We start from the raw sequence: 14,085 nt of genomic DNA on the forward strand, positions 1-14,085 counted from the left end.
TGGAAAGGTACCGGAAAGTCAACAGAAGCCAAAAAATGTGAGGGAAGCTTGTTCGTGAGTTGGGTATTCCCTCATTACATATGTACTAGTTATTCATGAGCAAGATTTCAAAAGCGCTTAGCAAGGTACCTTCACATAAACTGAGATCAACCTTGAGTTGCAGCCATAATAAAGAATTTATCAATAAATCATTCCGCTAACTATTATCAAATACTGCAAGCCAATCTGTGTAATATTTATCCGCATATTGACGAAAGAATGGAAACAACCAAGATGCACTTCTTTCATGAAGATTAAACCCACATCCATCATCAACAAGTACATCTTTGCCAACTATTCCGGAGAGCGCATGATGTAGAGCTGAAGCGCATAGTAGAAATTGCCCTATTGAATCGGCGATAGACCTAAAATCCCACCCCCCAACCCCATGCATGGCACGATATACCTTTGAATTTCGGTTGCTTTCGGCCAAGTCAACAATGATTGGATCTGCCCCCTCATCGGCGAATAAAAACCAAGTTTTATCCCAACCGGGTATTGGCTGATTATCAACCGGGTTGTAGTTATATCCATTCATCACCCATGACAAGCGCCTGGCACTATAAAGATCAATTGGATTGCCCACGCCATCAAGATATTGGCTGTGGGCAGGCGCATAGCGAACTATATACTCTTGAAACTCTTTCGGAAAAACAAAATCCCTTTCCTCTTGCAATCGAAAACAGATAGAGTTTCCACCTCCATGAAGTTCAAAATCTGTCTTTGAAAAACTATGGATCAACTCAATATAATCTTTAATATCCATACTACGTAACTCGCGAAACTACTTGCTGTATTTTTTTTGGGGGGGGGGACATATTAAGCAAAGGGTGCGGCTTACCCTATTCATCTAGCTGCTACCTACTTACCACCTTGCTTCTGACTGCATAAGGAATACTGTATATTTTACAGAAGCACCCAAAATAGATTTTTGTATATTCTTACATACATATTCCTATTTTGATGTGCCAACTAAAATACAACCAGCACCAACAATAGTGGAACCAAATATCCGACCGAGAAATCGACTTGAAGCCATACTCCTTGACCATTTCTTGGTACCGAAAGCTAACAAGGCATAACAAAATAAACAACTAAAAGATAATGCCATAAAAGTGAAGACCAGTAAGGAAAATTGAGGTAATAGTGGGTCGGATAACGAAATAAATTGTGGGAAAAGCGCGGTTGTAAATATTATCGCTTTAGGGTTCGTTAAGGCAATTAAGCCCCCTTGAATATACAAACTCAATGCACCTCGCCTAGCATTACAAGTTACATCAGAAGAATCCACTCTTCCTATTCCATTTTTCCAAAGCTTAACTCCCATATAAATCAGATATCCAGCCCCAACCACCTTTACCACAGTAAACGCCAAAGAAGAGTTAAGGACAAGTACACTCAATCCAATAACTGAAAGCCCGGACATAACAAACAAACCAGATATATTGCCCAATGCCGTGAACACACCTCCTCTAACACCATTCGATAGAGTATTGATAGAGACCAGTAGTGCCGCTGGGCCAGGGGTAGCAGTTGCCAAGAGTGCGATTGCGCAAAAGGCCAACCAATTTTCAAACGCCATTTAACTCACCCTAGCAACTATTACTATCTCAAGGAAATGGAAATCACTGACAGGGCTAACCTTACCTACCATATGCTATATAAACAACCAAGAGAGACCGAAGGAGCTAGCTATTTTAAACCAGTCTAAATTACCCCATCTCCAAAACTGAAAAGATAAAGAGCACTAACTTTATAGGAAACAATAGAGATCACTCAATTATCCTTACCCGGCCACTAAAAGCTCTCTTTATATACCCTTCAAATTTTATCAGCCATTTTTCGTCTGGCGGCGCACTATTCTTTATACGGCCGGTATTTACCAATGCAACCATCAGAAATTGGCAGAAAATATCTACAAACCTAACAACCAGCCACAAATTGGAACCTACGTACAACCTGAATAACAAAATATTTACCAGCAGTACTCTACAAGCCCTTAAATATATAAACGCCATCACATAACAAGGAAAACCATCAAACAAAATACTTGTATATTGAAAAATTATGCGTATACCATTCAATCGTGGTAAGTAATGTGGAATACCCTCACAAAATTAAGAAATCATTTATAGGGAACATTTATGAAAAGATTACTGGGCACAGGAATCATAGCAGCCCTCTTTTTTATCAGCTCTCACACAACAGCTGCAACAATGGAGTGCTATGTCGACACCATTAAGTTTGATACATACAGACCAAATGTTTGTTTCGCATTAGTATGGGGTGCGAATACAGCAACTGCGGCATTTAGAATAGAAGAAGATACGAGCAAAGTAATTAGTTCCGTAATTTGGTCAGATGATGCTCATAGTTGTGGAACCACTTCTGACAGGTATTGTTCTTTTACGATTCGTGCATTTAGGGCATATACCGCTAAGGCAACAATACTTTATCAAGATGGTTCATGGGACACAGCATCTGCTATCGCCTCATTTGAAGATGGAAGCTAAGTAATAATTTAAAATTAACAAAAAAGGGCATACTTGAACTATGCCCTTTTTATAGTTGTAGAAGAAAGAAAGTACACATTACTAACCAATACTACCTTTCCCCGACATGACCACCCAGCCTTAAAAGCATCCTCAATATAATCTGACTCCGTACTTATATAGGGTCAAAGTTCAACAAACAGTCCTTATCGACACACAATCAAACTATAGATAAACTTTATTTATCAAGAATAATATTAAAGCCACCATAGATTAACCTCTTACCATCAAATGGCATGGGGTTTTGATCTGGATTCATCCTCGGATCATCCATAACCGCCTGCCATCCAGAGTCTCGAACCTCTTTAGAAGGCCAGAGGACCCAGGAGAACACTACAGTTTCATTGCCAGCACACTTTACAGCCAAAGGAAAAGAGGTTAATTCGCCTTCTGGAACATCATCACCCCAAGTTTCAACAACCTTTAGGGCCCCCTGCTCTTTAAATACCTCTGCAGCAATTTTTGCATGCTTAATATATTCTTCTTTGTTATCTGAGGGTACAGCTGCTACAAATCCATCTGCATAAGACATTTTTAACTCCCCGACATTTTCTAATTTGATAAGTTACTATTTAAATTAAATACAGATTTGCAAAGCACTTCTACTGCCCTGATCTAGTGATAGCGATACCTCTCTATCACCAATTTTTCTTACGCCCTACATAGAGCACAAAATCAAATGCTATCACTCTTCTCTCTTGTGGTATTTTCCAAACCTCCCTGGCCTTACGGTAGGTCCGCTCCATAAATTCACCACCCGTGTCATCTATACATCTCCGCACAGCCGAAAAAGTATGTATAAAATTAAAAACTCATTCAGGTCCCAGACTGCCTCCATAGTTGGCTTCGAAATCTGTATAGCACTAAAAGGAAAGTCTATATCCTTAAAATGATTCCAGAGCAACTTGTTTTGTGGAGCCCAGTACGTCTCTATTGGACCCAAAACAAGTTCATTGAATATTTGAGCCAGATCTCCAACTAAGACTGGCCAGTTATAGCCCCAAGCTGAAAAAATACCTTTTGGTTTCAAAAGCCTTAGAACTTCGGGCCAAAAATCATCAAGGTTAAGCCAATGCAACGCCTGGGCTACACAAACCAAATCACAACTCTCATTTGCCAGGTCACACTGCTCAGCAGGTCCTACTTGATAGTGAATATTAGGGTGAACTTTAGCCGCTTTTATTGGCTCGGCGCTAATATCAGTTGCGTACACACTACCAAATAGTTTAGCCAATCCTATCGCTGCCTGACCACTACCGCATGCACAATCCCAGGCAAGTTTATTTGATGGAGCCAAGCTTGAGAGACACTTATAAAGCTCTGGAGGATAGGTTGGCCTAGCAGTCTTATAAAGCTCACTCTTGTCACTGAATAATTTGTGATGGTGCATTTCTGCCCCCGACAAATAAGGTTCTTTAAGCAGCCGCGGCAAGATAATATATATGAGCTACTATAGCTGCACCTCTTACCCTAGCTCTTAGGTCAAAATCAAAAAAACCATATTATTCTTATTTATTAGCAGCTGGGACCCCCTCCAAGCATTACCCTACCAATAACTTCTTGAGATGCAACAATTCATGTGAGACCAATACTGGCGCGATAGTGGACATCAATACTCCTGCCCAATACCAACAAACTACAAAATAGCGATACCTTGCCCTTCCGAGACATAATACGAGCATCATCTTCCAGGTAAAAACTTGACAGCTTCGATATCACGTATAATTTTCCGCCACTAGCTATGCAGACCAAATACACACTAGGAGTCATAATAGAACTTCGAAACAGCAATAGCACAAAATACTCTAAGAGCTTTGCTTCAACGGCCTTCTAAACAGGCGAAACATAGTCCTCCATCCAGGGCCAAAAATAAGCCAAAAAAATAAGAGTGCTTTGAAAATATCATCCCACATATAAAGTGCAAATGATTTATCTAGATTACCGATCATTCATGTCATTGCTCGAATGAGAGCTAGGGTGATTACGCAGGCTAACAGTGTTTTTATAAATACAATCAATTCATACCTTAACTTGGGCCAACCATAGTCGGGACTAGCCGGCTTGGACTCGCCGGTAAAATGCCTAGCAAAGATCATATCGGCCCATTGACTCAAATTACGACCAAAGACAACTGATAAAGCAATATAAGCAGCGCCAGGAGCATGAAAAATGTTGTAGTTGTACCACTTAGAATATCAAGTACTGTAGCGCTGAGCAGTACGACATCAACTATCGGAGTAAAGTACTATCAAGATACCCCGAAGCTACCAAAGGATAAGCCCATAGGCTTACCCCTCGGATGACCTTACTAGACAGGCTCGGGCTCTCTCAGCGGCCGTTGTTTTGCTACCGCAGCCGACTTATCAGGTAACGGCAAAGCGACTGGTACTTGCTGCGCCTGGCTGGTAGCCATTACCACAGTACTACCGTGACGTGCAGCGGTTACCAGCGCATCATTATCTGCAATGGCAGTCATAAAGCGCAACGCTTCGTCTGCACTGGTACCAGCGCTGGTGAGAACCTTAATAGCCTCGGCTGCACTTTGTGCATATACCCGTCGTGCCTCCCCCATTTTCTCCATACGAATCTTTACGGACTCGCCATCAGCTTTAGCCTTACCCACTTCGCGCTCCCGGATCGCCTCAGCCTCGTAGGTAGCGGCCTGCTTCTCCCGCTGCATTTCCATAACTTTGTTAGCCTGAACTTCTACCGACTTGGGAAGCCGCGGCTCATCTGATAATACATCGACAATCTCTACACCAAAGTCGTGGAAAAATTGGCGAAGGCGCTCCTTAGCCTTGTCAGCTATATGTTCTTTTTTGTTATAAACGTCTTCCAGCTCAATGCCATTGGCAACAGGAATAGCTGCATCTGTTGCAAACGACTTCAGCTGTGCCTGGTAATTCTCTAGATCATAGAGAGCTTTGTATGCAAGCTGCACATCCGACGACACCTGATGCTGAACCTTTAGAATCAAGCCAAATGTGACATGATTACTGGTCTTTAGACTCAACTCAACAGGGGTTTCGTGTAGAGCCGTTGAGGCTTTTTTGTCTACCCAGGAAAGGTAGGGAATAATCAAGTTGAAACCAGGGGTGGCAGTTTTCCAGTACTTACCAAGAAATAGCACGAAGTGGTACTGCTTTGGCTCCACTATCACGATGGATTTAGCTAGCAAAAAAAGTACTACAGCTCCAAGTATCGCAGGCCAAAAAGGTAAAAGTGTAAAGAGTTGTTCCGGCATATTTAAAAGCCCAGTCAGAATAAATTATATAAGATGTGCAAATTATCTTACTCAGCAAGGGGCAACCAATGGATAAGCAAATATCCCCCCTACTAAGAGCACTCACCCACAGCTTACATCAACTACAACATGCTGGCCACAAAGCTACTGTCCAAAACCCAACTGTAAGTCTACTACCCCCCCCCAGCAGGGTAAAAGCAAATGTAAAGAACTTCACTAAACCCGCTACAGACCAATAAACAACAATTTTCCTGGAAAAACCCTTAAATTAAAACCCGCACCAATAAAACTATTGTTAGTACAACTTACCATCACTTAACTATTCTTCTGCAACAAAGTATCCAAAATCAAATCTACAGTCATTTATCTTTAAGCAATTGTTTTTTGCGATTCAAGCCTATTCAAGTTACTTTACATGATATGGATGGGCTTTAAAAAGGAGGTACTTTGTGCCGGCTACAGAGCTCTCCAGAGTATTAGGTGCAGAGGAGGCTATGTTCACCGAGTTGGCAAGGCGAACTTGCGGGGGGACATTAGTAATCTCCTTTATCAAAGTACTCACCCCTCTTAGCGTTGAAAAATTGATAAGTGGTTTCGCATCGGCACATAAAATCTACCCACTTTTACAGGCAAGAGTTGAGTCCGGCAACAAGCTTCGATGGCGCTGCGACGTACCATTCGAGTCAATCCCAATTGAGGTTCGAAAATTGAAGGAGCCTCTTGATTTCGAGGCTGAATTCAATCGCCGGGGGAAGACGGGCCTTGATGTTGAAAAATGCACATATACACTTTCTTTCTATATCAATTCCCATGACGAAGTTGAATGGATCTCACTAGTCAGCAGCCACGCAGCTTTGGATGGCCGATCAGTGATGACTTTATTCTGTATTTTGGACATATTCTTTAAAGATGAAGGAACATTCAGGTTGGGCGGACAACCACTTTACGAAGCTGTCGAAAGCTACTTTAGCTCCTCTAAATACTTTGCCCATGAAAAACCATCTTCTCAAAAAGATGAACTTTTTAATTGGCCCGTAGAGGAACCTGCTTTTGTATCAGAACGTGAAGGTCATGCTATATATCGGCAATTTACGATTGCAGAAATTTCACAACTTGTAAAAATAGGGAAAAGTCACAAGGTAAGGCCAAGCGCCCTGTTTTGCGCCATTGCGATTCAAGCATCCAAAATATTACCCAACCATAAAGATTGGATAAAAATTTTACTACCCATGGATGTTCGTGAACTCTGCGGCACTGAAATTGGATTAAGTGCAGTAGGTGCTTTTTCATCAGCAACCACTCTTGAAATCATGCCCAATATAGATATAGAAGATACTTGGCAACTAGCGCGCCACTTACAGATTGAGCTTGATAAACAGGCGGAAGAAGGAGAACCATTCAAGTTCATGTTCCCCAAGAAATATAAACTCGAGGATATTATTGAATGGGCTCAGGATTATGAGGAAAAGAAATCTGTCTTTTCTGAAGGAATGTGTATATCTAATGTAGGCAGCATGAAAGCGCTTGGCACGGCAATGAAGTACTTTGAAATCATCACGGCAATTCCATTTCAAACACATGGGGCTCACCCTATCTCACTACTAACCTATTCAACGGTACGTAATTCTGTATTTATATTTTCGTACTGTGATCCACTCACAAAACGAGATAGTGTTTTGAACTTTGCAGAAAAATTCATCAACACTATCAAGAGGCTTTTAGAACCTGAGAACTAACCCTTGACTTGAAAAAACGAACAAAAGCAAAAGTAAAGCAAAGGCGCCCACTACTCCCTAATCAGCTGAGGCTACCCCAAAATAATTTCACCTTATGTACGATTCTCCAACAAAGAATCAATTGGTCACTGCAAGTGACCACCAAAAATCAATGTAAGGAAATATTGGCAACGCCAACCAAGTACAGTCAGTCATATCATATACATCTCACAGATTTCACCAAACATCAACCTTAAGCCAATAAACCATATAAAATTCAGTACTTGATTTTTAATGTAACCTACCAAAAGGAGGCGACATTACTAGCTTTATTGAAAGGCATACATGTATTCCAAAGGAGCTATTGCCCCATACCCCCACTCAAGTAATGCACCTCAAACCAGTCAACATTAGATCAAGCCACGACAAATCTTAGCCAACACTTATGTACTCCGAACATGTATATATAGATAAGCAAGTAATATTTAGGCATCAATATCTTTGCATCTTAACTTCTATTTTATTAAGTTTGACATTAAGTCAATCTGTTCTTGGAAAGAGCACCTATGTCCAGCCGAGAGCTCTCCAGGGTGCTGGGGCCTGAAGAAGCATTATTTACCGAGCTAGCCAGGAGAACTTGCGGGGGAACCTTGCTAGTTTCCTTTTATAGAGTTCTAATTCCACTGAGTGTTGAGCAACTTAAAACTGCCTTTTCTTTAATCCATAAAATTTACCCCCTTCTACAGGCTCGTGTTGAGTCAGGTGAGCAACTGCGCTGGTATTGCGACGTACCCTTTGAGGATATCCTTTTAGAGATAAGGGAGCTTTCAAAACCCATTAATATTGAATACGAATATACTCGCAGAGGTAAAACAGGACTCAATGTTGAAGCATGTACATATACTCTTTCCTTCTATCTAAATTCACTCGGTAAAGTCGACTACATATCTATGGTCAGTAATCATGCTGCATTGGACGGCCGGTCTGCCGGGATAATATTCTATATTTTAGATTTGTATTTTTTGGATCAAGGAAGATTCAGGTTAGATAGACAGCCGTTATACGACCCTGTTGAGACCTACTTTGATTCAAGCAAGCATTTCTCCAACCAGCAAACATCTGGAATTAAAGAAAATTTATTTAAACGGCCAGTAGAAGAAGCCGCTTTTGTTACTGAACGGGAGGGCCATATTTTATATCGCAAATTTCCTTTGGAGGAACTCTCTCACGTTGCAACTATTGGCAGAAAACACAAAGTAAGACCTAGTGCGCTTTTTTGTGCTATTGCCATCCAGGCATCAAACATACTGCCAAATCACAGAGAATGGATCAAAATATTATTACCCATGGATGTCCGCGACCTATGCGGCACCGGAATCGAGTTAAGCGTTATTGGTACCTTTTCTGCAGTTACTACTCTTGAGGTTACACCAGATATCGATATCGAGAACACCTGGGAGCTGGCAAAGCACTTACAGATTGAACTTGATCGGCAGGCAGAGTCCGGCGAATATTGTAAGTTTAACTTTCACAAGAACTATGATTTAGGGAATATTATTGAGTGGGTTGAAAAATACGAAACCAACAATCCCTACTTTCTTGAAGGATTATGCGTATCCAACTTGGGTAACCTGGAATCCCTGGGTGTGCACATGAATTTTTTTGAACCTATCATAGGTACCTCACTCCAAACTCACGGAGCCCATCCAATATCATTGAGCACTTATTCAACAGAAAAAAGTTCCGTTTTTGTCTTTTCATACTGTGAGCCACTGACAAAAAGAAATAACGCTTTAAATTTTGCTGAAAAATATATCAACAATCTAAAGAATTTGATATGAATCAGCTGCACATAAACTAGGCGTCTCAAGCTATCGAGTCACTTTCGGCATGTACCACTCTCAAAAACACAGCGCCATAAAAGCAATGCATTTAAACCATACGCAGTCTGTATATTAAACACTAAGATTATCTTACAGACTTATAGGGGAGTTTATTAGGACGCCGAACGACCTGCACTCATACCTTTTGTTTAGAGCGTCACTAGGAGTCAATAAATTAACTGAATCTTGCCTCATTGGTTCTACACCTACTTCACCTCTTTTGTGAGGTGAAGTAGGCAGAAACATCTACTTAATAGAGTTTTTAGCCATCTCGTTTCCTCCCCTGCCATGCACAATCCGATAAAGTAACGGAAGTACAAACAGAGTTAGAAGTGTGGAAGAAATAATCCCCCCAATCACAACCGTGGCCAGGGGCCTTTGTACCTCTGCGCCGGTACCCACATTCAATGCCATAGGCACGAACCCCAAGCTGGCGACCAGAGCAGTCATCAGTACAGGACGAAGACGAATCATTGCTCCGTCAATAATCGAAACCAAAAGCTCACCGCCCTGTTGCCGCAGCTGACGAATAAATGACAGCATTACCAGGCCGTTTAAAACCGCAACACCAGAAAGGGCAATAAACCCAACCCCTGCAGAAATCGATAGAGGCATACCGCGCAGCCATAGAGCTAGCACCCCGCCAGTTAGCGCTAAGGGAACTCCTGTAAAAATGATCAAGGCATCTTTGAATGAGCCGAAAGCCATTACTAGAAGACCGAGGATTACCAAAAGCGTCAGCGGGACAACGATAGAAAGACGCGTACTTGCAGATTCCAGTTGTTCAAATGTACCTCCATATACCAACCAGTAACCGGCAGGCAAAGACACCTGTTGTTGGATTCGGGCTTTTGCCTCCTCTACAAAAGATCCTAAATCGCGATCGCGTACATTCGCGGTTACCACTACACGGCGCTTGCCATTTTCACGACTGACTTGATTGGGAGCCGGTGTCATTTCAAGATTGGCTACTTCAGACAAGGGCACATAGCTACCTAGCGGGCTACCAGCGGGTAAAGGTACAGGTAAGTCACCAAGGTTTTCATAGTCCCGGCGCAGCCCTTCCGGCAGCCTTACTACCAATTGGAAGCGACGGTCACCCTCATAAATCAGCCCTGCAGATTCCCCACCAATTGCGGTTGATACCAAGTCCTGTAGGGTTTTCAGGTCGATACCATAGCGGGCAAGCGCTATACGCTTGGGGACTACAGAGAGAACTGGCAGACCTTCAACCTGCTCTACTCGAGCATCGGCTACACCCTCAATCCTATTTAACACACCCAGGATTTGATTAGACGAAGCGACCAGCTGGTCCAGGTCATCACCAAATACTTTGATGCCCAGATCTGCACGCACACCAGAAATCAACTCGTTGAAACGCATCTGGATTGGCTGGGTAAATTCGTAGTTGTTACCTGGAAGCTCTCGAACGGCTGCTTCGATTTCTGCCACCAATTGCTCCTGAGGCAGTTTTGGATCGGGCCATTGATTTCTGGGTTTCAGGATCACAAAGTTATCAGCCACATTCGGAGGCATTGGATCTGTAGCTACCTCTGAAGTACCAATTTTTGCAAATACCTTGTCTACCTGGGGGAACTCCTTAATGCGCTGCTCCAGTAGACGCTGCATTTCCACCGACTGCTCGAGGCCAGTCCCCGGAATACGTAAAGCGTGTAGTGCAATATCGCCCTCATTAAGCTGAGGGATAAACTCAGAACCGAGAGTAGTAGCTAGCCAACTACAAAACAGTACTAAAGCAAGAGCCCCTGATAGTACCAGCCAACGCACTTTCATTGCGGCAATTAAAAGCGGCTTGTACAGTGACTTAGTAGCAACAATCACCTTATTTTCTTTTTCACTGACTTTCCCGGTGAGAAAAACAGCAACTGCTGCAGGTACTACGGTGAGAGAAAGAACCAATGCAGCCAATAACGCCATAACCACAGTAGCGGCCATAGGGTGAAACATCTTTCCTTCGACACCAGTCAGTGTGAACAAAGGAATATACACCACCGTGATAATCAACACTCCAAAAAGGCTCGGGCGAATCACTTCATTGGTGGCCTGGAATACCAGCTCCAGTCGCTCTTGCAGAGGTAACTTACCGCCCTTGCGCTGTTGGGCTTCGGCGAGCCTGCGAATCGCATTTTCTACGATAATTACAGCCCCATCGACAATCAGACCGAAATCGAGCGCACCGAGACTCATCAGGTTGGCAGAAACACCGGTTTGCACCATACCAAATATAGTGGCAAGCATGGACAGCGGGATCACAGCGGCCGTAATAAAGGCAGCCCGAATATTTCCAAGCAGCAAGAACAGCACGACGACTACCAGCAACGCACCTTCAATAAGGTTTTTCTGTACTGTAGCGATGGCTTTGTCCACGAGCGTCGTGCGATCGTAAACCGCTTCCACCTTTACACCTTCAGGTACAGTGGATTTTACTTGCTCCAAAGCTTCCGCAACATTGCGCGCCACCTCGCGGGAGTTTTCCCCCACCAGCATCATAGCGGTGCCCAATACGGTTTCTTCACCATCTCGCGTAGCCGCACCGGTACGCAGCTCTTTACCAATAGCGACTTCAGCAACATCAGAAATTTTAACCGGCACCCCGGATCGGCTGGTAATTACTACGTCTTCAATTTCTCCGATATTCTGTAGTTGTCCCGGTGAACGCACTAACAGTTGGCGTCCATTATTTTCCAGATATCCAGCACCTCGACTTTCGTTGTTGCGACGCAAAGCCTCGGCAATGTCCTCCATAGATACGCCGAAGTTAAGCATCTGGCGGGGGTCCGGTGTTACGTGATACTGCTTGTTATAGCCACCGATAGTATTTAGTTCCGTAACCCCCGGAACGAGAGACAATTGCGGTTTAATAATCCAATCCTGAATCTCCCGCAGTGCAGTGGCGTCGTAGGGCTGGCCATTGGGCTGGGTTGCTCCGGGCAGAGCCTCCACGGTATACATAAAGATCTCACCGAGCCCGGTGGCAATGGGCCCCATTTCCGGCTCCAACCCAGGGGGCAGATTGCTCTCGATGGTACCCAGACGACTGTTTATCAAGTTTCGCGCAAAATAGAGATCTGTCCCCTCTTTGAAAACCACGGTCACTTGGGATAGCCCGTAGCGCGAAATCGAACGGGTGTACTCCAAGTTGGGAAGTCCGGCAAGTGCCGCCTCTACCGGATAGGTGATTCTCTGTTCAGCTTCTAAAGGCGAGTAACCAGGTGCTTCAGTATTAATCTGCACCTGAACATTGGTGATATCGGGGACCGCATCAATAGGGAGTTTCTGGTAACTCCAAACCCCTAGCCCCACCAGAATAAAAATTAGGGACAATACGAAATAACGCCGCTCAATGGAGAAGCGCAGGATGCTTTCAATCATCTTCTGGCCTCAATTAATGGTGGTGAGCAGCGCCGGGTTTCTCTATATCCGCCTTGATTAAGTAACTGTTTTCAGTGACGTAGCGGTCTCCAGAGTTGAGTCCACTTAATACCTCTGTAACCCTGCCATCGGTCCGCCCAAGTTCCAGTGGGCGAATCTCATAAGCATCCCCTACTTTTACAAACACAACGGTCCAATTGCGGAAGGGTTGTAGCGCTTGATTTTCCACCACTAAAGGCGCGGGACTCTCATTGGTGACAACATCAGCTTGAACCATCAGGTCTGTTGTCCAAATTTCCTCTGGATTCTCAATCATCGCGCGGGCTATTGCGAAAGGCGTGCCATTGCCCCCCGGTGCCAAGCTGACAATTGTCGAATCAAATGAGAGCCCATCGGCGGTAATAGAAACTTTTTGTCCGCGAGCAATTTGTCCCCGGCGAGTGGGGAATACTTGAAGCTCTGCCCATATTTGCTTGTAGTTCGCAATCGTAAACAGTACCCGGTCACCGCTAAACTCCCCTCGACTGGCCTGCTTATCGATAATCTGACCGCTGATAGGCGCTATCAAGGAGTAAGTTTGCAAGCTGTCATTGGACTCAATTGTTGCAAGCTTTTCTCCTTTCTGTATTGAATCTCCCAACGCTTTCTCAATCGTGACAACGGTGCCTGGATAACGAGCACGAACATGACTGAGGCTGCGATGATCGATAGTAGTTTTACCGTAAAGGGTAATACGCTCTTGAATAACTCCCGGTGCGGCTATCGCAGTTTTAATGCCGGCCTTTTCCGCCGTGCTTTCATCTATCTTTACTCTTCCTTCATGTGATTCAAACTGCCATTTGGCACGGCCTCGCTTGTGAATCAAAGAGAGCTCAATGTCGAATGAATGGGGTTCAGCCAGATGTTCTTGGCTGCGCCAGTAATCAATATTTGCATCACGGTATAAGGCAATATGTTGCGATTCACCCCCAAGTCGAACCAGAGTTAGGGTCAATTCTGCATTGTCCAGCGCTTTTCCGTCTTCCTGAATCCATGCGCGAAACTCAGCCTTACCACTCCGCTCTACCAGAGCCAGCTCAACCACAAGATCCCCCTGCTCTAAGAGGCGACCCCCATGTGGCCCTTTACTTTCTTCTTGATGATGCTCTCCACCGTGGGAGCCACTGGCATAACTAAAATTTGCCACCCACCCTTGAGGTACCAAAAGGATTAGGAACAGCATCGCTAGCTTAAAAGTTCTATTTAATCTGCTCATTTTT

General features: G+C 43.8%; 10 protein-coding genes. 3 read left to right on the plus strand and 7 right to left on the minus strand.

Annotated features, from left to right (window positions below; genetic code table 11):
* Positions 1–196: 196 nt before the first annotated feature.
* Together ACJJIZ_RS14895 and ACJJIZ_RS14900 are read right to left on the minus strand one after the other, a co-directional pair.
* Complete coding sequence (locus ACJJIZ_RS14895; RefSeq protein WP_444913956.1) at positions 197–805, minus strand: hypothetical protein; 609 nt, start codon at positions 803–805, stop codon at positions 197–199.
* Positions 806–994: 189 nt separating this feature from the next.
* The gene (locus ACJJIZ_RS14900) at positions 995–1,621 is read right to left on the minus strand and encodes a LysE family translocator (protein ID WP_444913957.1); all 627 of its coding nucleotides are present in this window, start codon (positions 1,619–1,621) and stop codon (positions 995–997) included.
* Between the two features lie 562 nt (positions 1,622–2,183).
* Here ACJJIZ_RS14900 and ACJJIZ_RS14905 point away from each other — a divergent pair.
* Positions 2,184–2,552, plus strand: coding sequence for a hypothetical protein (locus ACJJIZ_RS14905; RefSeq protein WP_444913958.1), 369 nt, complete (start codon positions 2,184–2,186; stop codon positions 2,550–2,552).
* Between the two features lie 217 nt (positions 2,553–2,769).
* Here ACJJIZ_RS14905 and ACJJIZ_RS14910 read toward each other — a convergent pair whose 3' ends face one another.
* From ACJJIZ_RS14910 to ACJJIZ_RS14920, 3 genes are all read right to left on the minus strand, one after another.
* Entirely contained in the window at positions 2,770–3,123 is a 354-nt protein-coding gene (locus ACJJIZ_RS14910) for a DUF1428 domain-containing protein (RefSeq protein WP_413662197.1), read from the minus strand.
* 234 nt (positions 3,124–3,357) lie between these two features.
* Complete coding sequence (locus ACJJIZ_RS14915) at positions 3,358–3,981, minus strand: class I SAM-dependent methyltransferase (RefSeq protein WP_444913959.1); 624 nt, start codon at positions 3,979–3,981, stop codon at positions 3,358–3,360.
* A gap of 918 nt (positions 3,982–4,899) precedes the next feature.
* On the minus strand, positions 4,900–5,835 hold the full coding sequence (locus ACJJIZ_RS14920; RefSeq protein ID WP_413662199.1) for an SPFH domain-containing protein: 936 nt from the start codon (positions 5,833–5,835) through the stop codon (positions 4,900–4,902).
* A gap of 449 nt (positions 5,836–6,284) precedes the next feature.
* On the opposite strand from ACJJIZ_RS14920, the gene ACJJIZ_RS14925 reads away from it, so the two are divergent.
* Positions 6,285–7,571: a hypothetical protein gene (locus ACJJIZ_RS14925; RefSeq protein ID WP_444913960.1), complete on the plus strand. Its 1,287-nt coding sequence runs from the start codon at positions 6,285–6,287 to the stop codon at positions 7,569–7,571.
* A gap of 545 nt (positions 7,572–8,116) precedes the next feature.
* Entirely contained in the window at positions 8,117–9,391 is a 1,275-nt protein-coding gene (locus ACJJIZ_RS14930) for a hypothetical protein (RefSeq protein WP_444913961.1), read from the plus strand.
* Between the two features lie 288 nt (positions 9,392–9,679).
* On the opposite strand, the gene ACJJIZ_RS14935 is transcribed toward ACJJIZ_RS14930, so the two are convergent.
* Both ACJJIZ_RS14935 and ACJJIZ_RS14940 read right to left on the minus strand, forming a co-directional pair.
* Positions 9,680–12,826: an efflux RND transporter permease subunit gene (locus tag ACJJIZ_RS14935; RefSeq protein ID WP_444913962.1), complete on the minus strand. Its 3,147-nt coding sequence runs from the start codon at positions 12,824–12,826 to the stop codon at positions 9,680–9,682.
* Between the two features lie 13 nt (positions 12,827–12,839).
* Entirely contained in the window at positions 12,840–14,081 is a 1,242-nt protein-coding gene (locus ACJJIZ_RS14940; protein WP_444913963.1) for an efflux RND transporter periplasmic adaptor subunit, read from the minus strand.
* Between the last annotated feature and the right edge of the window lie 4 nt (positions 14,082–14,085).

The organism is Microbulbifer maximicatervae (SeqCode), assembly GCF_052467225.1.

Bases quoted from the DNA above. Each gene is read 5' to 3' on its own strand.
- ACJJIZ_RS14895 (WP_444913956.1), bottom strand. From the start codon at position 805: ATGGATATTAAAGATTATATTGAGTTGATCCATAGTTTTTCAAAGACA.
- ACJJIZ_RS14900 (WP_444913957.1), bottom strand. From the start codon at position 1,621: ATGGCGTTTGAAAATTGGTTGGCCTTTTGCGCAATCGCACTCTTGGCA.
- ACJJIZ_RS14905 (WP_444913958.1), top strand. From the start codon at position 2,184: ATGAAAAGATTACTGGGCACAGGAATCATAGCAGCCCTCTTTTTTATC.
- ACJJIZ_RS14910 (WP_413662197.1), bottom strand. From the start codon at position 3,123: ATGTCTTATGCAGATGGATTTGTAGCAGCTGTACCCTCAGATAACAAA.
- ACJJIZ_RS14915 (WP_444913959.1), bottom strand. From the start codon at position 3,981: ATGCACCATCACAAATTATTCAGTGACAAGAGTGAGCTTTATAAGACT.
- ACJJIZ_RS14920 (WP_413662199.1), bottom strand. From the start codon at position 5,835: ATGCCGGAACAACTCTTTACACTTTTACCTTTTTGGCCTGCGATACTT.
- ACJJIZ_RS14930 (WP_444913961.1), top strand. From the start codon at position 8,117: ATGTCCAGCCGAGAGCTCTCCAGGGTGCTGGGGCCTGAAGAAGCATTA.
- ACJJIZ_RS14935 (WP_444913962.1), bottom strand. From the start codon at position 12,826: ATGATTGAAAGCATCCTGCGCTTCTCCATTGAGCGGCGTTATTTCGTA.
- ACJJIZ_RS14940 (WP_444913963.1), bottom strand. From the start codon at position 14,081: ATGAGCAGATTAAATAGAACTTTTAAGCTAGCGATGCTGTTCCTAATC.